This window comes from Mesorhizobium sp. M0152, from assembly GCF_040322415.1.
In the GTDB taxonomy this organism is placed as follows: Bacteria; Pseudomonadota; Alphaproteobacteria; order Rhizobiales; family Rhizobiaceae; genus Mesorhizobium.
Genome location: NZ_JAMYTH010000018.1, coordinates 77,107 through 96,296, shown reverse-complemented (window position 1 = coordinate 96,296; position 19,190 = coordinate 77,107). Strand labels below are relative to the sequence as shown.

At 62.2% G+C, this 19,190-nt stretch carries 27 protein-coding genes; 9 read left to right on the top strand and 18 right to left on the bottom strand.

Annotation, left to right across the window (positions count from 1 at the left end; genetic code table 11):
• Positions 1-36 precede the first annotated feature (36 nt).
• The 5 genes from NKJ26_RS19130 to NKJ26_RS19110 form a co-directional block, all read right to left on the bottom strand.
• Positions 37-1,188: a M24 family metallopeptidase gene (locus tag NKJ26_RS19130; protein ID WP_352696519.1), complete on the bottom strand. Its 1,152-nt coding sequence runs from the start codon at positions 1,186-1,188 to the stop codon at positions 37-39.
• Positions 1,188-1,982 carry a peptidoglycan editing factor PgeF gene (pgeF, locus tag NKJ26_RS19125; RefSeq protein ID WP_352696518.1) on the bottom strand — a complete coding sequence of 265 codons (795 nt, stop codon included), beginning with the start codon at positions 1,980-1,982 and terminating at the stop codon, positions 1,188-1,190. Before pgeF ends, NKJ26_RS19130 begins: the two co-directional genes overlap by 1 nt.
• 117 nt (positions 1,983-2,099) lie before the next feature.
• Positions 2,100-3,203 (bottom strand): class I SAM-dependent methyltransferase, encoded by a 1,104-nt coding sequence (locus NKJ26_RS19120; RefSeq protein ID WP_352696517.1) that lies wholly within the window; start codon positions 3,201-3,203, stop codon positions 2,100-2,102.
• Entirely contained in the window at positions 3,200-4,060 is an 861-nt protein-coding gene (gene lgt, locus NKJ26_RS19115; RefSeq protein WP_352696516.1) for a prolipoprotein diacylglyceryl transferase, read from the bottom strand. The genes NKJ26_RS19120 and lgt overlap by 4 nt, the downstream gene beginning before the upstream one ends.
• A 149-nt stretch (positions 4,061-4,209) precedes the next feature.
• Positions 4,210-4,446, bottom strand: coding sequence for a BrnA antitoxin family protein (locus NKJ26_RS19110; RefSeq protein ID WP_352696540.1), 237 nt, complete (start codon positions 4,444-4,446; stop codon positions 4,210-4,212).
• A gap of 226 nt (positions 4,447-4,672) precedes the next feature.
• Here NKJ26_RS19110 and NKJ26_RS19105 point away from each other — a divergent pair, with 226 nt between their 5' ends.
• The 3 genes from NKJ26_RS19105 (at position 4,673) to NKJ26_RS19095 (ending at position 6,176) form a co-directional block, all read left to right on the top strand.
• A complete protein-coding gene (locus NKJ26_RS19105) occupies positions 4,673-4,975 on the top strand; it encodes an accessory factor UbiK family protein (protein ID WP_352605247.1) in 303 nt (100 codons plus the stop codon).
• Positions 4,976-5,298: 323 nt separating this feature from the next.
• Positions 5,299-5,799, top strand: a complete 501-nt coding sequence (locus NKJ26_RS19100) for a type III secretion system chaperone family protein (protein ID WP_027024488.1) — start codon at positions 5,299-5,301, stop codon at positions 5,797-5,799.
• 17 nt (positions 5,800-5,816) lie between these two features.
• Positions 5,817-6,176: a tRNA-binding protein gene (locus NKJ26_RS19095; RefSeq protein WP_352605250.1), complete on the top strand. Its 360-nt coding sequence runs from the start codon at positions 5,817-5,819 to the stop codon at positions 6,174-6,176.
• A gap of 72 nt (positions 6,177-6,248) precedes the next feature.
• Here NKJ26_RS19095 and NKJ26_RS19090 read toward each other — a convergent pair whose 3' ends face one another.
• The 4 genes from NKJ26_RS19090 to NKJ26_RS19075 all read right to left on the bottom strand — a co-directional run bounded on the left by NKJ26_RS19090 (position 6,249) and on the right by NKJ26_RS19075 (position 10,248).
• A complete protein-coding gene (locus NKJ26_RS19090; RefSeq protein WP_352696515.1) occupies positions 6,249-7,271 on the bottom strand; it encodes a glycosyltransferase family 4 protein in 1,023 nt (340 codons plus the stop codon).
• Between the two features lie 276 nt (positions 7,272-7,547).
• Positions 7,548-8,963, bottom strand: a complete 1,416-nt coding sequence (locus NKJ26_RS19085) for an ATP-binding protein (protein ID WP_352605254.1) — start codon at positions 8,961-8,963, stop codon at positions 7,548-7,550.
• 45 nt (positions 8,964-9,008) lie between these two features.
• Positions 9,009-9,728, bottom strand: coding sequence for a response regulator (locus NKJ26_RS19080; protein ID WP_032919296.1), 720 nt, complete (start codon positions 9,726-9,728; stop codon positions 9,009-9,011).
• On the bottom strand, positions 9,715-10,248 hold the full coding sequence (locus NKJ26_RS19075; protein ID WP_352696539.1) for a MarR family winged helix-turn-helix transcriptional regulator: 534 nt from the start codon (positions 10,246-10,248) through the stop codon (positions 9,715-9,717). Before NKJ26_RS19075 ends, NKJ26_RS19080 begins: the two co-directional genes overlap by 14 nt.
• Positions 10,249-10,509: 261 nt before the next feature.
• Here NKJ26_RS19075 and NKJ26_RS19070 point away from each other — a divergent pair, with 261 nt between their 5' ends.
• Together NKJ26_RS19070 and NKJ26_RS19065 are read left to right on the top strand one after the other, a co-directional pair.
• Positions 10,510-11,403: a branched-chain amino acid aminotransferase gene (locus tag NKJ26_RS19070; RefSeq protein WP_352696514.1), complete on the top strand. Its 894-nt coding sequence runs from the start codon at positions 10,510-10,512 to the stop codon at positions 11,401-11,403.
• A 146-nt stretch (positions 11,404-11,549) separates the two neighbouring features.
• Positions 11,550-11,864 (top strand): hypothetical protein, encoded by a 315-nt coding sequence (locus NKJ26_RS19065; protein WP_352605262.1) that lies wholly within the window; start codon positions 11,550-11,552, stop codon positions 11,862-11,864.
• Positions 11,865-11,869: 5 nt separating this feature from the next.
• Here NKJ26_RS19065 and NKJ26_RS19060 read toward each other — a convergent pair whose 3' ends face one another.
• A complete protein-coding gene (locus NKJ26_RS19060; RefSeq protein ID WP_352696513.1) occupies positions 11,870-12,103 on the bottom strand; it encodes a hypothetical protein in 234 nt (77 codons plus the stop codon).
• Here NKJ26_RS19060 and NKJ26_RS19055 point away from each other — a divergent pair.
• Positions 12,102-12,740 carry an MBL fold metallo-hydrolase gene (locus tag NKJ26_RS19055; RefSeq protein ID WP_352696512.1) on the top strand — a complete coding sequence of 213 codons (639 nt, stop codon included), beginning with the start codon at positions 12,102-12,104 and terminating at the stop codon, positions 12,738-12,740. The genes NKJ26_RS19060 and NKJ26_RS19055 overlap by 2 nt on opposite strands.
• 140 nt (positions 12,741-12,880) lie before the next feature.
• On the opposite strand, the gene NKJ26_RS19050 is transcribed toward NKJ26_RS19055, so the two are convergent.
• From NKJ26_RS19050 to NKJ26_RS19040, 3 genes are all read right to left on the bottom strand, one after another.
• Complete coding sequence (locus NKJ26_RS19050; RefSeq protein WP_352605266.1) at positions 12,881-13,303, bottom strand: BA14K family protein; 423 nt, start codon at positions 13,301-13,303, stop codon at positions 12,881-12,883.
• Between the two features lie 182 nt (positions 13,304-13,485).
• The gene (locus tag NKJ26_RS19045; RefSeq protein ID WP_006202521.1) at positions 13,486-13,698 is read right to left on the bottom strand and encodes a cold-shock protein; all 213 of its coding nucleotides are present in this window, start codon (positions 13,696-13,698) and stop codon (positions 13,486-13,488) included.
• A 244-nt stretch (positions 13,699-13,942) separates the two neighbouring features.
• Positions 13,943-14,155 (bottom strand): cold-shock protein, encoded by a 213-nt coding sequence (locus NKJ26_RS19040; RefSeq protein ID WP_006202520.1) that lies wholly within the window; start codon positions 14,153-14,155, stop codon positions 13,943-13,945.
• A 546-nt stretch (positions 14,156-14,701) separates the two neighbouring features.
• On the opposite strand from NKJ26_RS19040, the gene NKJ26_RS19035 reads away from it, so the two are divergent.
• A complete protein-coding gene (locus NKJ26_RS19035; protein WP_352696511.1) occupies positions 14,702-15,055 on the top strand; it encodes a Kazal-type serine protease inhibitor domain-containing protein in 354 nt (117 codons plus the stop codon).
• A gap of 114 nt (positions 15,056-15,169) precedes the next feature.
• On the opposite strand, the gene NKJ26_RS19030 is transcribed toward NKJ26_RS19035, so the two are convergent.
• The 5 genes from NKJ26_RS19030 to NKJ26_RS19010 form a co-directional block, all read right to left on the bottom strand.
• A complete protein-coding gene (locus NKJ26_RS19030) occupies positions 15,170-15,379 on the bottom strand; it encodes a hypothetical protein (protein ID WP_352605270.1) in 210 nt (69 codons plus the stop codon).
• Between the two features lie 115 nt (positions 15,380-15,494).
• The gene (locus NKJ26_RS19025; RefSeq protein WP_164482279.1) at positions 15,495-15,632 is read right to left on the bottom strand and encodes a hypothetical protein; all 138 of its coding nucleotides are present in this window, start codon (positions 15,630-15,632) and stop codon (positions 15,495-15,497) included.
• A 42-nt stretch (positions 15,633-15,674) separates the two neighbouring features.
• Positions 15,675-15,923 carry a hypothetical protein gene (locus NKJ26_RS19020; protein ID WP_352605273.1) on the bottom strand — a complete coding sequence of 83 codons (249 nt, stop codon included), beginning with the start codon at positions 15,921-15,923 and terminating at the stop codon, positions 15,675-15,677.
• Positions 15,920-16,189 carry a hypothetical protein gene (locus NKJ26_RS19015; protein ID WP_027024500.1) on the bottom strand — a complete coding sequence of 90 codons (270 nt, stop codon included), beginning with the start codon at positions 16,187-16,189 and terminating at the stop codon, positions 15,920-15,922. The genes NKJ26_RS19020 and NKJ26_RS19015 overlap by 4 nt, the downstream gene beginning before the upstream one ends.
• Positions 16,190-16,396: 207 nt before the next feature.
• Positions 16,397-16,603: a cold-shock protein gene (locus NKJ26_RS19010; protein ID WP_023809797.1), complete on the bottom strand. Its 207-nt coding sequence runs from the start codon at positions 16,601-16,603 to the stop codon at positions 16,397-16,399.
• 355 nt (positions 16,604-16,958) lie between these two features.
• Between NKJ26_RS19010 and NKJ26_RS19005 the strand changes: the two genes are divergently transcribed.
• Together NKJ26_RS19005 and NKJ26_RS19000 are read left to right on the top strand one after the other, a co-directional pair.
• Complete coding sequence (locus NKJ26_RS19005) at positions 16,959-17,120, top strand: hypothetical protein (RefSeq protein WP_352696510.1); 162 nt, start codon at positions 16,959-16,961, stop codon at positions 17,118-17,120.
• A gap of 306 nt (positions 17,121-17,426) precedes the next feature.
• Positions 17,427-19,061: a tetratricopeptide repeat-containing sulfotransferase family protein gene (locus tag NKJ26_RS19000; RefSeq protein ID WP_352696509.1), complete on the top strand. Its 1,635-nt coding sequence runs from the start codon at positions 17,427-17,429 to the stop codon at positions 19,059-19,061.
• The last annotated feature ends 129 nt before the right edge of the window (positions 19,062-19,190 follow it).

The window sequence follows — 19,190 nt, the reverse complement described above, 5'->3', positions numbered from 1 at the left end:
GCTTTCTAACTCCTTGGCGAACAACGCAATGTGGATTCACTGCACGATCAAGTCGAGATCATGGCGGGAGAGCGGCTTCGGCTGCGATTCGGTGGTCAGGTAGGTCCTGCCAAGCGTCATCGCCGTCTCGGTCTCGGAATCCATGATGATCATGTGGGCGAACAGCGTCATGCTGGGCGCGATCGGCTCGGGATTGCCCTGGTAGAACATCGGCATGTCCATCCAGGAAGGGGTGAAGCGTGCGCCGACCGAGTAGCCGCAGGCGTTCAGCCGGTGCTTGGTCAGGCCATGTGCTTCCATGGTGCGGGAGTGGGCGTCGAAGACGTCGCCGAAAGTGTTGCCCGGCGTCATAGCCTTCTCGACGGCCAGAAGTGCCGCGCGCGCCGCGTCGAACAGCTCCTGATGGCGCTTCGAAACCTTGCCGGTCAGCACCGTGCGCATCATCGGCGCATGGTAGTGGTTGAAGACGCCGGCCCATTCGAGCGTCAGCTGGTCGTTCTTGGTGAGCTTGCGGCGGCCGGCCTTGTAGCGGCAGAGCAGCGCGTCGACGCCGGAACCGATGATGAACTCGTTGGCCGGATAATCGCCGCCGCCGGCGAAGATCGCGCCCTGCATGGCGGCCAGGACCAGAGCCTCGTCGCCGCCCTGCTTGATCAGCGGCAGCGCCGCGTCCAGTGCGTCGTCGGAGAGATTGGCGGCTTTCTCGGCCTTGGCGACCTCGGCCGGGCTCTTGAACAGCCGCAGCCGGCCGACAATACCGGAAGCATCGGCGATCTGGCCGAAGGTCTGCAACTGCTCGTCCAGCCGGCGGCCATTGTAGGCGGTCAGGCCGTGGGTGTCGTATTCGACGCCGATGCGGGCGCCGAGCAGGTTGAGATCGTTGAGCAGATTGCGCAAGTCGATCGCCGGATTGGCGCCATCCCGGTCGGTCCACAGGACGATGTTGTCGATGATGGAGGTGTGGCGCGCCTGGCGCAGGTCGGCCGAGCGGGTCAGAAGCACCATCGAACCGTCGGCCTTCACCACCAGGCACTGGAAGAAGCAGAACCCGAACGTGTCATAGCCAGTCAGCCAATACATGCTCTCCTGCGCGAACAGCAGGATGGCGTCGAGCTTCTTTTCGGCCATCTCGATCATCAGCCGGTCGCGCCGCGCGTCAAACTCCGATCGTTCAAAATGCAGCGCCATTATTGCTTCTCCAAAACGATTGCCGAAACCTGCCGGCCGTAATCGGGTTCCTTGCGGTGCGTGGTGCGCCGGTAGGAGTAGAACAGATCTTCCTCGGCATAGGTGCAGCGGCCGAGGCTCTCGGCCGTCACGCCGGCCTTGGCCAGCCGGTCGACCGTGTAGCGGTTGAGATCGAACATCGCATGGCCGGGATTTGCCGAAGGTGCGAAGTAGCGGATGTTTTCAGCATCTGCTTCGACGAAGCGGCCGACGAATTCCGGCCCGACTTCGTAGTTTTCCGGGCCGATGGAAGGACCAAGCACGGCAACGATGCGCTCGCGCCGGGCGCCGAGCGTTTCCATGGCCGTAAGGGTGTTTTCGAGCACGCCCGTGAAAGCGCCTTTCCAGCCGGCATGCGCGGCACCGATGATGCGCGCCTCGGCATCCGCAAACAGCACCGGGCCGCAATCGGCGGTCGAGGCGCCGATGGCGATGCCGGGCCGGTCGGTGACGATGGCGTCGGCCTTGGGCCGCTCGCCGGCAAAGGGTTCCCTCACGACGATGACGTCGGGCGAATGGATCTGCCAGGCAGTCAGGAGATGGTTCGCCGGAACACCCATCCAGGCAGCGACGCGGGCGCGGTTCTGGGCTACCAGCGCCTGGTCGTCATTCGATCCGGTGCCGATGTTGAGGCCCTGGTAGATACCGGTCGAGACGCCGCCTGCGCGGGTGAAATAGCCGTGGCGGATGCCTTGTGCCTGCGCCTTGTCCAGCAGCGGCGACCGAACGGGATCCGGTTTGGTCTGAATCAGCATGCGGGCGTTGTTGTCCGTGTGGGCGCTTTCGTCAAGGTGAAGTTCCCGACCAGGCCCGGGGTGAGGTTCGGCCGCTCATTGGCGGGACAGGAGATTGGAAGGCGCAGCAGTGAAAAGTCAATCCGCCGTGGCAAAGCGTGTCTGGGCAAAGAGTGGGGCGGCCACGCCGCGCGGCAGCACGGCAAGCACCTTGAACAGCTCGCCCATGGCTTGCGGACCGGCCAGGCGTTCGACATCGCCGGCGATCTTATCGCGCGCGGCCTGGCCGACATCGGCGCCGAGCCGGCCGGCGCGCTCGAGAATGCCCATGCCGAGCAGGAAATTACCCTGGGTCGACAGATGGGCATCGAGGCCATAGGCGCGCACAGTTGCGGCAAGGACGGAAAAATCGACATGGGCGGTGAGGTCGGCTTCGCCCGGATTGGCCAGCACATCTTCGTGATCGTGCCTGCGCAAAGCCTGCAAAGTGTCGCCGACACCTGGCTGCAGGTGGCCATAATCGAGGAACAAACCGGCGCCGCCGTCGCTGGATATGCGCTCGGCAATGGCCGCCATCAGGGCCGAGCGGGCGGGAGCGATTTCAACGATCGCTCCTTGCGGCGCGCCGGCGGCGTCGGCGGGCAGCAGCGCCGGGTCGACCGTGCCGACGCCGGCGAAGAAGCTAAGGTCGCCCGCGTCGTCGAGACCGACCATGCGCTCGCGCCAGCCGGCGCCGGCGCGGACGAACTGGTGGATGGGAAGGGCGTCGAACAATTCGTTGCCGACGATGAGAAGCGGCTTTCGCGGCAGCGTGTCGATGGTCTCATGCCAACGAACCGCGAACGGTGTCGCGCCAAGCGTCTGTTTCTGGACCGCTGTCAGGCGCGGGCTGGTCTCGATCATGGCGAACCCAGCACCATTGGCCAGTTCCGGATCAAGCCGCGACAAGGTGCGCAGCATGTCCTTCATCAGCGTGCCGCGGCCGGGGCCGATCTCGGCGATGCTGACCGGCATCGGCCGGCCACCTGCCACCCAGGCCTGGTGGAGCCAGACGGCGACGAGCTCACCGAACATCTGGCTGATCTCGGGCGCGGTAACGAAGTCGCCATCGGCCCCGAAAGGTTCGCGCGTCGTGTAGTAGCCGTCCTTGGGATCGAACAGGCACAGCGCCATGTATTCGTTGACCGGAATCGGCCCCAAGGCCCCGATCAGGTCGACGATACGTGTCTTCAGCCGTGTCATGTCGCCTGCGGCTGCGATTGCGTCACCGGCTTGGCGGTGGCCATGGCCCAGATGCCGGCCAGCACCATTGGCGACGACAGGATCATGCCCATGGTCAACCAGTTGGTGGCAAGGAGATAGCCGAGCTGTTGGTCGGGTTCGCGGAAGAACTCGACGAAGATGCGCGACAGTCCATAGCCGCAGATGAAGGCGCCGCCGACAAAGCGCGGCGTCTTCAGCTTGAGGCGCCAATGGGTGAGGATGCGCAGCACGATGAACAGAACGAGCCCTTCGAGCAGGGCCTCGTAGAGCTGGCTCGGATGGCGGGTGAACGGGCCGCCATTGGGAAATTCGATCGCCCAGGGCACATCCGTCGGCCGGCCCCAGAGTTCGGAATTGATGAAGTTGGCGACGCGCACCAGGCCGAGGCCGACCGGCACGCCGGCGGCCACCACATCGAACAGCGACCACGTGCGGATGCCGCGCTTGATCGAAAACAGCGTCATGGCGAGGATGACGCCCAGCAGCCCGCCATGGAACGACATGCCGCCTTGCCAGACCGCGAAGATGTCGAGCGGCTGGGCGATATAACGCGCCAGGTCGTAGAACAGCACATAACCGGTGCGGCCGCCCAGCACGACGCCGATGGCCGCCCAGACGATGAACTCGTCGAGGTCCTCCGGCTTCATCGGCACGATGCCGTCGGGCCACAGCCTCGCATTGCCGGCAAGCCGCTTGGCATACCACCAGGCAAACAGGATGCCGACGATGTAGCCGACGCCGTACCAGTGCACCGCCAGCGGCCCGATATGGACGAGGATCGGGTTGATGTTGGGAAAAGGCAGCGAGGACAGGGGCAGCAGGAAATATTCGTTCAACGGGAAGCTCTCGGTTGCGATCGCGTTCGGCCGCGGACCATGCGGCAGGGTTTTGGCAGGGTCAAGGCAAGGTGGAAGCCATCAATCATCAGGGAACAAGAGCGCTTAAGGTCCATTGCGCCGTGCAGTATCCCCGCGGGTGGCCGTGCTCAACCTCGCTTGGCGGTCACCAATTGTCGTAACGCATCGTTGATCCTGTCCTGCCAGCCGGGACCGTCTTGCTGAAAATAATCCAGCACGGCGCGATCTATCCTGATGGAAACAAGCTCTCTGACGTTCGGCGCGGTTGAGGGTTCGCGAGGTGGAGCTGCCGGCTTCTTGACCGGCTTGAAGGCGGCTTCGGCGGCTGCCATCGGATTTGTCGGTCGGCGCGGGGGCGTTGCCATTGATTGACCCTGATTGAAGCGTGCTTGACGCGAATGAGACGAAGACATCACAATACGCGACTTGGCGCTATCAAGTACAGCTCAGGACCGTCTAAGAGCTTTCCATAGGCGCGGTACTCCTCATGCGGTCATGCGCCATAGCAACGCAGAGGCCGCGCCAAGCCTCAACGTTCTTGCATTCCGCACGCGGCACCACTAGGTCAATTGCAGCAAGCGAGGATTTGCCATGTCGACCGGCCCGAACCGCATTCTCGATGAATTCGCCAAGCTGATGACCGATGCCGCGGGTGCCGCCCAGGGCGTGCGTCGTGAGGTGGAGACCGCCTTCAAGGGGCAGGCGGAGCGTATTCTCAATTCGATGGACGTGGTGCAGCGCGAGGAATTCGAGGCCGCGCGGGAGATGGCCGCCAAGGCCAGGGAAGAAAACACCCGGCTTGCCGCCCGCATCGAAGCGCTCGAGGCCAGGCTTGCCGAACTGGCCGGCGACGCCGCACCAGCGGCGGCGGCAAAGCCGCGCGCGAAAAAATAATCGTTAAACTTTTCCACATGGCGCGATCCCGAAAATCGCTTTGCCGTGAATCGCTTAACGGCGTTGCATGAATCTTTGTGACAGCGGCTTTCCACATGCGAATGACGCGGTGCGAAAAATTGGGCTGTTCACGCGACTCCCGATCAATAGACTGAATTTGTTGCATGATTCGGAGCAGGGTCATGCGGCCGGGCGGTGGGGTCCGGTCTGGGGTCTTTGCGTTTAGAAGTCCTGGCCGTCCGAGTTCAAGACAAGATTGTTCGTTGTGTGTGCCCTCCCGCGGAGCGTGTGGCGGCGCTCCTCAGAACGACAGGAAGCATTCCATGGAACTTCTCGAACTCGAATTCTCCCGCGAAATTCATCCGGTGGATGTCATAGAGCAGGTGGCCAACAACAATGACTGGTCCTTCGAACGGGCCGGCGACGACGAGATCTCGATCTCGGTTGCCGGCAGCTGGACGGACTATCACGTTTCCTTCTCCTGGATGGAGGATTTCGAGGCGCTGCATCTGGCCTGCGCCTTCGACATCAAAGTGCCGGAGACCCGCGCGCTGGAAGTGATGCGGCTCTTGTCGCTCATCAACGAGCAGATGCTGTTCGGCCATTTCGACCTCTGGGAGCAGGAGGGTGCGATCATGTTCCGCCAGTCGCTGCTGTTGGCCGGCGGGGTCGAGCCTTCGAGCCAGCAGGTCGAGGTGTTGCTGTCGTCGGCGCTGGAAGCCTGCGAGTGCTATTTCCAGGCATTCCAGTTCGTCGTCTGGTCGGGAACCTCGGCCAAGGATGCGTTGGCCGGTGTGCTGTTCGAGACCTACGGCAACGCCTGAACCACGGTAGACGAAAAATGAGTTCGAGCAGCGGGCGCAAGCCCGAGATCAGTTTTGCCGATTTCGATCGTGTCGACATCCGCGCCGGTACGGTCGTCGAGGCCGAGCCGTTTCCGGAAGCGCGCAAGCCGGCATTCAAACTGAAGATCGATTTCGGCGCTGATATCGGCATCAAGAAGTCGTCGGCGCAGATCACCAAATACTATACGCCGGAGACATTGGTCGGCCGGCAGGTGTTCGCGGTGGTCAATTTCCCGCCGCGCCAGATCGGGCCGTTCATGTCGGAAGTGCTGACTCTCGGCTTTCCCGACGAGGAAGGCGCGGTGGTGCTCGGCGCCATCGAGCGCAAGGTGCCGGATGGCGGCAGGTTATTTTAGCTCTGCGCGTCCGCTACGCTCCACCCGTGGATGACGAAGTAAGGAGCGGCTCCGCGAGCCTGCGACGCTCGGTCAGGCGGCTAGCTCCCGCGTCGTGCCCAGCGCTTCCTGGACTGTATCGAGGAACATTTCCGCGCAGGCTTTCCAGCTGTAGCGCATGGCGCGTTCGCGGGCCTCGGCGCGGTCGACATTGAGAGCTGCGAGTGATGCTTCGCGCAGGTCGTTCGAGACCGCGCCGCCAAAGCCGTCGCCGACGATGTCGATCGGCCCGGTCACCGGATAGGCGGCGACCGGCGTGCCGCTGGACAGCGCCTCGATGATGACGTTGCCGAACGTGTCGGTGCGGCTGGGGAAGACAAAGACGTCAGCCGAGGCGTAGATCTCCGCCAGTTCGTCATTGGGACGGTGGCCAAGGAAATGCGCCTGCTTGTATTTGGCCTTGAGCCTGGCCAATTCCGGACCTTCGCCGACGACCACCTTGCTGCCAGGCAAATCGAGGTCGAGGAAGGCGGCGAGGTTCTTTTCGATGGCGACGCGGCCGACGCAGAGGAATACCGGGCCGGGAAAGCCGAGGTCCTTCCTCTTGTCGGGCCGGAAATGGTCGGTGTCGACGCCGCGCGTCCACGGCCTGAGCTTGTTGAAGCCGCGCGCCGAAAGATCGTCGGCTAGCGACTGGGTGGCGACCAGCGTGCCCTGGCCGGAATTGTGGAAATCTCGCAGCCAGCGATAGGTCCAGCTTTCCGGCACCGGCAGGCGGGCGCTGAGATATTCGGGAAAGCGCGTGTGATAGCTGGTGGTGAACGGACGGCCGGCATTGCGGCAATAGCGCCGCGCCATGATGCCGAGCGGACCCTCGGTGACGATGTGAATGTGGTCGGCCTTGTAGGCGTCGATCAGGCGCGCGACGTGGCCGGGCGTGGTCAGCGCCAGCCGGATGTCGGGGTAGGTGGGCAAGGGCAAGGTGCGAAAGATGTTCGGCGTCAGGAAATCGACCGTGACGTCGAAGGATTTCAGCGTCTCGGTGAGCCGCTCCAGCGTGTGGACGACGCCGTTGACCTGCGGGCGCCAAGCGTCGGTTACCATCAATATGCGCATGGCGGCCCTTTGCTGGAAAGGTCGACTGTTACCTTGAAAGGATGCCGGAACGGCGACCAGCTTGCCGCCCTCGCTTCGCTCCAGCGCACCCGGGCGGGCACGGGATCGAAGTGTGGCGGCAAGGCCGAATCAACTGATGTCGCGCGCTTCATGCGCGCTCTTCACCATGATTTCATGACGGGCGGATGAAGCAGTCGTTGGTTGAGCATGATCTCTGGACAAACGGTTTCCGTTTGTCCGAGAAACCCGGTTCTACTTTTTGGGATCATGCTCCGGTCAGGCCGGAACCTTGATCACCGCCCGCAATCCGCCGAGCGGGCTGTCCTCTAGCGTGATGTCGCCGCCATGGCTGCGGGCGATGTCGCGGGCGATCGACAGGCCAAGCCCGGTGCCGCTGGCGTCGAGATTGCGGGCCTCGTCGAGCCGCAAGAAGGGCTTGAAGACGTCTTCGCGCTTGTCGGCCGGAATGCCCAGACCGTCGTCGTCGATGGTGACCAGCAGCGAGCCGCGGCCATGGTTGGCGTTGACCTCCACTGTCTTGGCATAGCGGAATGCGTTGCCGATGACGTTGGACAGCAGCCGTGCGAAGGCGTTGGGCCGCACGTGCACGATTGGGTCGCCCGAGAGCGCCGTCGTCAGCTTGCATTTGCGCAACCGCGCCTCTTCGCCCAGCTTCTGGAAATAGGTTTCCAGATCGAAACGTCCGGTGTCCTCGGAAGCCTCGCCGCGGGCAAAGGCGAGATAGCCTTCCAGCATCGACTGCATGTCGTCGATGTCCTGGTTCAGTGCCGCCTTCGTCTCGGCCTTGCCGCCGGCCAGCGCCAGCTGCAGCTTGAAGCGGGTGAGAATGGTTCTAAGGTCATGGCTGACGCCGGTGAGCATGGCTGTGCGCTGTTCGATCTGGCGCTCGATGCGCTCGCGCATCTGGATAAAGGCAAAGCCGGCGCGGCGGACCTCTTCGGCGCCGCGCGGCCGAAAATCGCGTGGCATCGGCCGGCCCTTGCCGAAGCTTTCGGCGGCTTCCGCAAGGGTCAGGATCGGCCGGATCTGGTTGCGCAGGAAGGGGATGGCGATCATCAGCAGCACCAGCGACGTGCCGACCATCCAGATGAGGAAGATGTGAGTGTTCGAGGCATAGGCCTGGCTGCGGCGCACGAAGACGCGCAGCACCCTGTTCTCAAGCTGGACGCGCACCTCGATGATGTTGGAATTGCCGACCGTGTCGATCCAGAACGGTCGGTTGATCTGACGGGTGATCTCGGACGAGAGAACGTCGTCGAGGATCGAGAAGAACGGTTTGGGGCCGGGCGGCGGCAGCGGGTCGGGCGGCAAGAGGTCGACCTTCAGCTGCATGCGGTCCTGGGCGACGCGGATGATGTTGGCGTAGTCGGCATCGTGCGGATAGGTCTCGATCATGTCGATGATGGCGGCGATGTCGCGCACGGTGGCCTGCGACAGGCGTTGCGTCACCGTTGCCCAGTGGCGCTCCATGAAAACGAAGGCGACGACCGATTGCAGCAGGATCATCGGCGCGATGACGATGATCAGCGAGCGCGCATAGAGGCGCTTGGGCATATAAAGCGAAACGAGGCGCCAGAACCGGTTCCAGACGCGCGGCACCGCCTTGAGCAGACGTGTCGCACGCGCGCTCAAGCCATCAGGTCCCGGCTGTTCCAATTCCGTGGTCGCCATTGGCTCATTTCACTCGCCGCGGCCGTCCGGGCCGCGGTCGGCACTCTATTCCACGCTGAGCCGATACCCAATACCGCGCACCGTCTGCAGCCAGACAGGGTTGGAGGGATCGCGCTCGATCTTGCGGCGCAGCCGGTTGATCTGGACGTCGATGGTACGCTCGCCGACCTCCGAATCGTCGCCGACGAGTTCGTGGCGCGGGATCGTCTCGCCGGCGCGTGCCGCGAAGATCGCCAGGATCTCCTGCTCGCGGTCCGTCAGCTTCAGCGCCTCGCCGCCGCGCTTCAGTTCGCGCCTGGCGATCTGGAAGGTGTAGGGGCCAAAGACCAGCTGCTCCACCTTGGGCGTCGTCGCCGGGCCGCCGCGGCGCAGGATGTTGTTGATGCGCAGGATCAGCTCGCGCGGGTCGAACGGCTTGGGCAGATAGTCGTCGGCACCGGCCTCGAGCCCGTTGATGCGGCTGTCGGTTTCCGACAGGGCGGTCAGCATCAGGATCGGCACGTTCTTTTCGGCCCGCAGCGCCTTGGTAAGGTCGACGCCGGTCTCGCCCGGCATCATGACGTCGAGCACAAGCAGGTCGAAGTCGAGACCGGCGAGCTTGCGGCGGGCTTCGTCGGAATTACCGGCGACGGTAACGCGAAAGCCGTTTTCGGTCAGATACTGCTTGAGAAGGTTGCGGATACGGGTGTCGTCGTCCACCACAAGCAGATGCGGCGCGTCGTCATCGGGTGCGACCGCATGATCGGGCCTTTCAATGCTCTCCATGGTTTTTCCCTGACATTTTTGCGGACCCAACGTCGATCTGAGTTCTCAGTTCCGGATTGACCATCGCTTCGAGGAAGCGTTCCACCGAGGCCCGTTCGGCGGATCCGGAATCTTCCAATGCAGCACGGATGCGGCGCGACTGTGGCCGCGCCAGCGCCAGCGCCAGCGCGCGGCCCTTGGCCGTTGGATAGAGTTCGCGTTGGCGGCGGTCGCGCGGACCTTGCAACTGCACGACATGGTCAGTGTCGATCAACTGCTTGAGTACGCGCGCCAGGCTCTGTTTGGTGATCTTGAGCACGTCCAGCAGTTCGGCGACCGTCAGGCCCGGCCTGCGGTTGACGAAATGCAGCACCCGGTGATGGGCGCGGCCGAAGCCGTAATCGGCCAGGATCTGATCCGGGTCGGAGGTGAAATCGCGATAGGCGAAGAAAAACAGCTCAATGAGGGCGAAATCGATGCCGTCCTCGACTGACATCGCGGTCCTGATCGGTTTCCCGGCTGCTTGGCTTCGATCCGTCATCGGTTCTCCATGGGGAAGAGAGATTATGTCAGTACTATTGACGTAATTTCCCCGCAATGGTAATTTTTGACAAGCTTTTGGGCGGATTGCGAACGAAAAGGCAAGCCAAGCCGGTTTTTCCGGAACTTCCTGAGTTTGCCAGGGCGCGATTATCCGCTTACGCTTCGAGACACCGGCCGGCGTCTCCAACCACATGGCGCGGTCAAAAAAGAACACGTAACGATACAATGATATGCGGGCCGCGGCTCGCGGGAGGTTACCATGGCATCCGTTCCCTTCGACCAATTGGACGGCTTCATCTGGATGAATGGCGAGTTCGTCCAATGGGGCGACGCCAAGATCCACGTGCTGACCCACGGCCTGCATTATGCCAGCGCCGTCTTCGAGGGTGAGCGCGCCTATGGCGGCGAGATCTTCAAGCTCAACGAGCATACAGTGCGCCTGCATGAATCGGCGCGGCTGCTCGGCTTCAAGATTCCCTACTCGGTATCAGAACTCAACGATGCGTCCGCCACGCTTCTGAAGAAGCAAGGTTTTCAGGACGCTTATGTCAGGCCGATCGCCTGGCGCGGCAGCGAACAGATGGGCGTTTCGGCGCAGAACAACCGCATCAACTGCGCCATCGCCATCTGGCAGTGGCCGAGCTACTTCGATCCGGCGCAGAAGCTGAAAGGCATCCGCCTCGACATCGCGGAATGGCGCCGGCCCGACCCGCGCACGGCGCCGTCGAAATCGAAGGCCGCCGGCCTCTACATGATCTGCACCATGTCCAAGCACGCCGCGGAAGCCAAGGGCTATGCCGACGCCATGATGCTCGACTGGCGCGGCCAGGTCGCGGAAGCGACCGGCGCCAACATCTTCTTCGTCAAGGACGGCACGATCCACACACCCAAGCCCGACTGCTTCCTCGACGGTATCACCCGCCGCACGGTTATTGGCCTTGCCAAGGATCGCGGCCTGGAGGTGATCGAACGCGCCATCCTGCCGGAAGAACTCGAAGGCTTCGAACAGTGCTTCCTGACCGGAACGGCAGCGGAAGTAACGCCGGTTTCGGAGATCGGACCTTACCGATTCGAAGTCGGTGAAATCGCCAAGAACCTTATGAATGACTATTCTGCCGCCGTTCAGCCGAAGCACGCGATCGCCGCAGAATAACGAAAGTCACAGCTTTTCGCGCAAGCAGGGGCGGTTTTCGGGCCGCCCCTTTTATTTCAGCGTTTCTGCATTTGACTTTCCTCGATTTCGGCGTCTCCATAATGGTGTCGGCCCGGGAGGCTGGCAGCTATGGAGGGACTGGTAATATGGACATGAACACGCTTCTTCCGATCATCGTTCAGATCATTACAGGCATCATTGGTGGTCAGGCGGTCGGCGCGGCGATCAAGACGGCGGCGATGGGGCAGCTTCCTAAAATCCTGGCCGGAGCCATTGGCGGCGTCGGGGGCGCGGCGATCCTCGGCAGCCTGCTTGGCGGCGCGGTCGAGCCGGCGGCGGCAGCGGCTGCCACGAGCGGCCTGGGCAGCGCGCTCAACCTGCAAAACATCGTCGGCGGAGCCGGCGGCGGCGCGATCCTGACCGCCATTCTCGGTGCGGTCATGGGTGCCATGAAGAAGTAAGCCATTCAATCCTTGGCTCTTTCAAATGGGCGGCCTCGGCCGCCCATTTCTGTTTTTGGACTGATCGAATGTTCGTCTTTCGGGTGGGTGCCCGTAACCCGCCGGAGCGGTTCCATGGTCTTACGGAAACGGCGAACCGCTCTACCTCTTTGTTGACGCAATTCCGGACGGAAAACCGTTTCACACTTTTCCTGGAATTGCTCTACATCACGGCCAAGGGTTATCGAAAGGACGATCATGGGTCAGCTCAATGCCGGCATCGTGCCGGTCACGCCGTTCCAGCAGAACTGCACCATTCTGTTCGACATGGACGACAAGCAGGGCGTCGTCGTCGATCCGGGCGGCGACATCGACAAGGTGCTGACGGTGCTGAAGGACAATGCAATCTCGGCCGGTGCGATCTGGATCACGCATGGCCATATCGACCACGCCGGCGGCGCCATGGAGCTGAAAGAGGCGCTCGGCATCGAGATCATCGGGCCGCATGAAGCCGACAAGCTGTTGCTCGACAATCTGGAAGCCCAAGGCAGGCGTTATGGCATTGACGGCTCGCGTAATTGCGTGCCCGACCGATTCCTCACCGAGGGCGAGACGGTGTCGTTCGGCGGCCATGTGTTCGAGGTGCTGCATTGCCCCGGCCATGCGCCCGGCCATGTCGTTTATTACAATCGCGCGGCCAAGTTCGCCCATGTCGGCGACGTGCTGTTTCGCGGTTCGGTCGGCCGAACCGACCTGCCGGGCGGCGATCACGCGGCGCTCATCGTCTCGATCAAGGAAAAACTGTTGCCGCTCGGCGATGACGTCGGCTTCATCTGCGGCCATGGCCCCGGCGGCCGTTTCGGCGAGGAGCGGCGGACCAATCCGTTTCTGACCTAAATTCCTGTTTTGGAAGGTCGGCTCTGTCCCTTGCTTGCCTGCCGGCATCCACATCTCCTTCCGCTCATGGAGCCGAACAACAAAAAAAGCGCTGACCTCGCGGACAGCGCTTTTTTGTTTTGGGGCAGGGAAGCCCTAGCTTAGTTGGCAGTGCAGAAATGCTGCTCGCCGTCATTGCCGGTGAACGTGCCGGTGCGGGCGTTGAACGTGCGGTAGCGGTCCGAGCAGTAATCGTACCAGTCACGCGTCCACGGCTCGGCGTAACCTTCATTGTAGACAACCCTCGGCTCCGCATAGTAGCGGCGGACCGGGGCAGGGCGCGGTCGCACTTCGCGATAATATTCGTCGTCGTACCCGTTGTCGTAGCTGGGCGGCTGGTCATTGGCCAACGCGCCGCCGATGAGCGCGCCGGCCGCGAGGCCGAGGACGCCGGCGGCAATCGCATCGCCGTCGCCGTGATGGCCGTGACGGCGCCAGTCACCCGCGTTGGCCACGGGCAGGGTGGCGAGCGTGGTGGCAACCACGGCAGCCGACAGCACGGCTGTCTTGAAAATCCGGTTCATATCGATCTCCTTCGTGCCGGCCCCCTATGACTTTCGGGGATGCGGTCCGGCTTTACGAAGGACTAATATGAGACCGTGGCTGAACGGGGGCTGAACGGGTTTTTATCTGTCACGCCCGCCATATGACGAAAAATTACGCTCCGGGGAGCGGACCCTGGCCCGCTGGAGCGACGTCGTTCGGCTTAGCCGATCGACAGATTGACGGCCTTCGGACCCTTGCCGCGTTTGTCCGGCTCGGTGTCGAATGTGACTTTCTGCCCATCTTCGAGACCGGGAAGACCCGACGCCTGCACGGCCGAAATATGGACGAAGACATCCTTCGCGCCATCATCCGGTGTGATGAAGCCGAAGCCCTTGGCGTGGTTGAAGAATTTGACGGTGCCGGTCTGCGGCATGGGAAGCTCCCTTTGATCCCATAAACTCCAGTCTCGGGCCGGCAGATGCCCGAATGGAAATTTGTCCTTTATTTTAGCGTCATCGGCAAGAGAAAGTTTTGCGGGCACTTATGCTGCGCCGCGACATGAAAAAGGCGCGCCGAAAATCGCCGCGCCTTTCAAAAATCTGTTCGCGTGTCCAAGCCTTGGTCAAGGCCCTGGAGTCTCGTTCGCACATCCCACAGGACGTGCGGCGCGCCGGTGCTCAGGCTGCGCGGAGATTGACCGCCTTCGGGCCCTTGCCCATGCGATCCGGCTCGACGTCGAAGGTGACCTTCTGGCCGTCGACCAGCGTGCGCAGGCCCGAGGCCTCGATCGCTGAAATGTGGACGAACACGTCCTTGGCGCCGCCGTCGGGCGTGATGAAACCGAAGCCTTTGGTCGCGTTGAAGAATTTAACGGTGCCGGTCTGGGCCATTGGGGAAACTCCTTCACCCGTTCAGTCTTGGTGGTCCTGCCCGCCACCTGGCGTCGAGGGCAGTTCCCGGTGGTTGCTTCGGCAGTCATGCATTGGCGCATGGTCAAACCCCCCGCCGAAAAACGGGGCCGTCAGAGATTCACAGTATCGGGGAAAGGTCGTCCAAAACGTTCCGCTCTCCGGGTCGCAAATGCCCGAACACGGAATTTATCGCACGGAAACGTGAAGGTTGCAAGATAGCGCCGCGGGCTGCCCTAATAGGCGTATCCCGACGCATAAATCGACCGGTCCGAGCGTCGACCGGCCGCAGATAGGCCCCTGCGCCGGATGGGTCATCGGCCCACGGGCACAATCACGCATGGGCCAGGATGGCTGGCGAACGCGCGACCGATGCGCGCCATGGCTCCAGCCGCAGCTTCCGCGAACTTCAAAGAGGATTGCATTCGGCAAGAGAATGGCGAGGATCGCGATCGGGGACGGAATAGAGGGAGAGATCAACATGAAATTTCCGACGGCAATTTTTCCCAGCAAAGCTTTGCCATCCTGTTGCTGTCGTCAATTCTTGCCGCCTGCACAGTGGTCGTCGATGATGGACCGGGACCGCGCCCGCGTCCGCCAAGGCCCGAACCGCAATACTGCACCAAGCAATACGAGCCGGTCTGCGCAAGGCGCGGCGGCGATCGCCAGACCTTCGCCAATAGCTGTCTTGCCGACCGTGCCGGCTACCGCATCGTGCGCGATGGTCCGTGCCGCGATGGTGGCGGTGGCGAAGAGCAGACGTTCTGCACCCGCGAATACGCTCCGGTGTGCGCCCGCCGGCATGGCGAGCTGCGCAGCTTCCCCAACGCCTGCGAAGCCCGCGCCGCGGATTACCGCATCGTCGGCGATGGACCATGCTGAGAGGCGGTCTGCCTTGCCTTCTCCGAAACTCCGGAGAAGGCAGATGCTGGTTACGGTCCGATAGATCTTCTCCGGTATGAAGTTTATGGGGCCCATGCGGCAAACGTCGCTTCTCTACGCCGGACAGGCCTCATCGGCAGGGCCGGCATACAGCTCTCCGCCGTTCTCATCGGAAATGCGCAGGCGGTCGAGGATCCTGCGGCATGGCCAGAGTGTGAAATAGTGCGATGGCCCCTTGCGCAGGTTCGGCACTTCCAGCGACACCCTGTCGGGCGTGGCTTCGTTGGCGTCGCGCGATCGGTAGAACTCGCTGACGAAGTTCAAGTAGGCTCCGTGGTAGCGCGCGCGGGCAGTTCGTAGTCCGCCGCCTCACAACAGTTGGCGACGGAGAGGGCACGAAGCGCGCCCACACGAGGCGCTCCTGGCGCCCCTGGGGCTGTCAGCCCTTGGACTTCGGCTTCAGGCTGCTCTCGGCCTGCTTGACTGACGAACCAAACGGGGAGGCAGGCTTGGCCACGACCTTATCCTTCTTCGGCTTGCGCGTTTCGCGGTTGCTTCGCTGTTGACCCTTGGACATTTGGCGCTCCTGATGCGTGTTGACTTGGCGTACGGTGGGGCCTCAGACAACCGGATTGTCGACCGGTTCGAGATTGTCTTCCGTGGTGACCCGCTCGTGCGTCTCCTGCTCGCTGCGGATGCGGTATTGCGGCGAGCCGTCCTTGACCGGCAGCCTGCTTTTGATCTGGAACAGTTCCGCGGTCTTCTGGACGAGGCCGGTGCGGCTCTTCATGCGCACTGTCTGGCCGATGACGAAGAGGTGTGCGGGTGTGTCGGTGCGCGGGCGCGCATTCTGCTGGAAACGGATCATGCTGCGTTCTCCCGGTCGCGCTTCAGCGCTGTTTCGAGTTCGAGGTAATCGATGGCGACAAGCTGGCTGGTGGTCGATCGTTTCACCGCCCTAGCCGGCAGATGGATGAAGGTGGCGACGCGGCGCCAGGCAAGCCGCGACATGCCCTCGATCAGCTCTTCGTCGTGATCGATGTCGTAGTCGCCGGCCGGCAGCTGTCCTTCCAGTCCGCCAAGCACGAAGGGTGCTGCGAAATGCGCGATGGAATGGGTGGTGCGGTCCGGCATGTCTTACCGTGATATTCTCCGGGGTTGATGCTTTCCCGGTGTCAGTCGGAGGTGTCTTACGCCTCGCGGCGGCATGTAATGCAGCGGTACTGAAAGCAAAAAAGCGGGGACGTTCCCCGCTTTCCTATTTCCGGCAATCGCTGGAAATAGGCCGCTTTCGAGAGCTGCCAGTACATCCGTGGTCAGCGTTCATCGAATTCGGCCTGATCAGATCAGTTGCAGATTGGCGGCCGACTCGCGGCCCTTGGTGTCACGTTCCAACTCGAATTGCAGCTTCTGGCCTTCGGCAAGGCCGGGAAAGCCGGCGCGCTCCAGCGCGCTGACATGGACGAAAACGTCCTTGCCGCCATCGGTCGGCTGAATGAAGCCGAAGCCCTTCTGGCCATTGTAGAACTTTACGGTTCCGGTGTTCATGGGTGTCTTTCGAAGAATGAGAGATGATCGCCGAGCCGCGCGCCCGGTATCGATGATCTGGAGTGAGACTGGCGGATCGACAATTTCTGACGCCGCGAGATGCCAATTCTGGCCAAAGCGATTTTATGAAGATAGGCTCTTGTCGTAATTTAATCAAGGCGATTTGAAAGAAAATCGGATTTTTTTAAAAAAATTCTTGGTGTAAACGTTAGAAAAATGATGATATAAATCCGGCAACTTCAAGAAATTGTTTGAAGATAAAGCAGAAATATTTCTCAATATATTTTAATTTTATTCTTCGATGAAAGGGATGAGTCTTATGATTTCCGTAAGAGCACCGGCGGGCCCCGCCGCAATGATCACGCCGACCGCAAATCCGGCGATGGTAAAACCGGCCGTAATCCAGTCGCTGCGGCTGGCTGTCAGGAGCGACGAGGCGGCAAGGCAAAGGATTGCCGACACCGATGGAACGGTCCGGCGCGCTAGGCAGGTAGCGGAGACCAACCGGCTGATTTGATCTCTTCCGGTTGACGGAAAGGGCGAGACATCAAGCGAAGCCTTGAACCTGCCGCGGCAATGGCCTAGATCGGTTCATCGTTTCACTGAAACGCCGAACCGCTCTAGCTCTTTGTTTTGGCGCAATTCCCAAGGGAAAGCGCTGTGCGCTTTTCCCGGGAAAAGCGTTTCACACTTTTCCTGGAATTGCTTTAGATCGCGGCAGGCGGAAAAACACGGCAGGTTTCCCATCAACAGAGATCAGAGAAGAGCGGCGGGCGCCAATTCAGGCTCAGGCGGTCAACCGCCGCTGGGGCTCGACCAGTATGTGCAGCAGGCGCTGCAGCTGCATCAGGCTGGCCAGCGCCCTGAGGCCGAGGCAATCTACCGGCAGGTGCTGGCGCGCAAGGCCAATCACGCCGCCGCGGCGCATTTCCTGGGATTGCTGCTGCACCAGACCGGACGCGGCGCCGAGGGGCTGGATCTCATCGAGCAGTCGGTGCGCTTGCAGCCGGGGAATCCCGACTTTCAAAACAATCTTGGCACCGTGCTGCGCGACCTCGGCCAGGTGGCCGCCGCCGTCGATTGCTTCCGCAGAGCGGTGGCGCTGCGGCCCGACCAATTGGCGGCGCGCGACAATCTCGGCTCATCGCTGAAGCAGCTCGGCCAGTTCGAGGGCGCCGAGGATATTTATCGCGGCACAGTCGGGCGCAATCCCTTCCATGTCCGCGCGCGCATCGGGCTTGCCGAGACGCTTCAGGAAGCCGGGCGCCTGGACGAGGCATTGGCTGTCTTCCGCGAGGCGCTGTCGATCCGGCCCAAGGATGCCGACTTGCTGCACGGGCTGGGCGTCGGGCTGATGGAAAAGGGCAAGCTAGACGAGGCGGCCGATCTGTTCCGGCAGGCGCTGGCGGTCGACCCCGGCATGGCGAGAGCCTGGCTGATGCTGACGCAGGTCAAGCGCCAGAAGGAGCGCGACGCCGAACTGGCCGGCATGGAGGCCCAACACGCGAAGGCGCCGCAGGATAGCGTGGCGCGCATGCAGCTTTCCTTCGGTCTCGGCAAGGCCAATGACGACCTCAAGGATTATCCGCGCGCCTTCGACTATTTCGCCGAAGGCAACGCGATCCGCCGCAAGGGCATCGACTACGACAAGGCCAGGACGCGGGCCGAATTCGAGGCGATGAAGGCGACTTTCGACGCCGCCTTCTTCGAAAAGCACAGGCCGAGTTCAATCAGCGACGACACGCCGATCTTCGTCGTCGGCATGCCGCGCTCCGGCACGACGCTGATCGAGCAGATCATCGCCAGCCACCCCCAGGTCTATGGTGCGGGCGAGCTTAGCATCCTAAAGACGGCGGTCGGCAAGCAGTTTCCACCGACCATGAAGGGCGGCTTCCCCGCAGGCATCGCCGACATGCCCGACAAGGTATTCGCCGAGGCAGGCGAGGCCTATCTCAACATGCTGCATGCCCGCTATCCCGGCTTCAAGCATGTCACCGACAAGATGCCTGGCAACTTCCTGCTGATCGGCTTCCTGCACCTGATGCTGCCGAAGGCGAAGATCGTCCATTGCGCGCGCGACGCGGCGGCGACGTGCCTGTCGATCTACAAGGTGCATTTCCGCGGCGACAGCCACCGCTACGGCTACGATCTCAGCGAACTCGCCGATTTCCACAACCTCTACACCGACATCATGGCGCATTGGCGCGCCGTGCTGCCCGGCGTCGTGCACGATGTGCGCTACGAGGATTTCGTCGCCGACCAGAAAGGGCAGACACGGGCGCTCATTGCTCATCTCGGCCTGCCTTGGAACGATGCGGTGCTGTCGTTCCACGAGACCGCCCGCCCGGTGCGCACCGCTTCCGCCGCGCAAGTCCGCCAGCCGATGTATCAGGGATCGGTCGACCTGTGGAAGCGCTATGGCGATCGGCTCAAGCCGCTGCTGGACAAGCTGGATTAGCGACTTGTCATAGATTGGCCGAAGCGATGGAGGCTCAGGCCAATCTCCAACGTCTACGATCTGGCAACCCTCGCGTTGCGCCAGTTGGTCCTTTTGCTGAAATCGAGCGCCGGGCCGGCAGGGATGCAA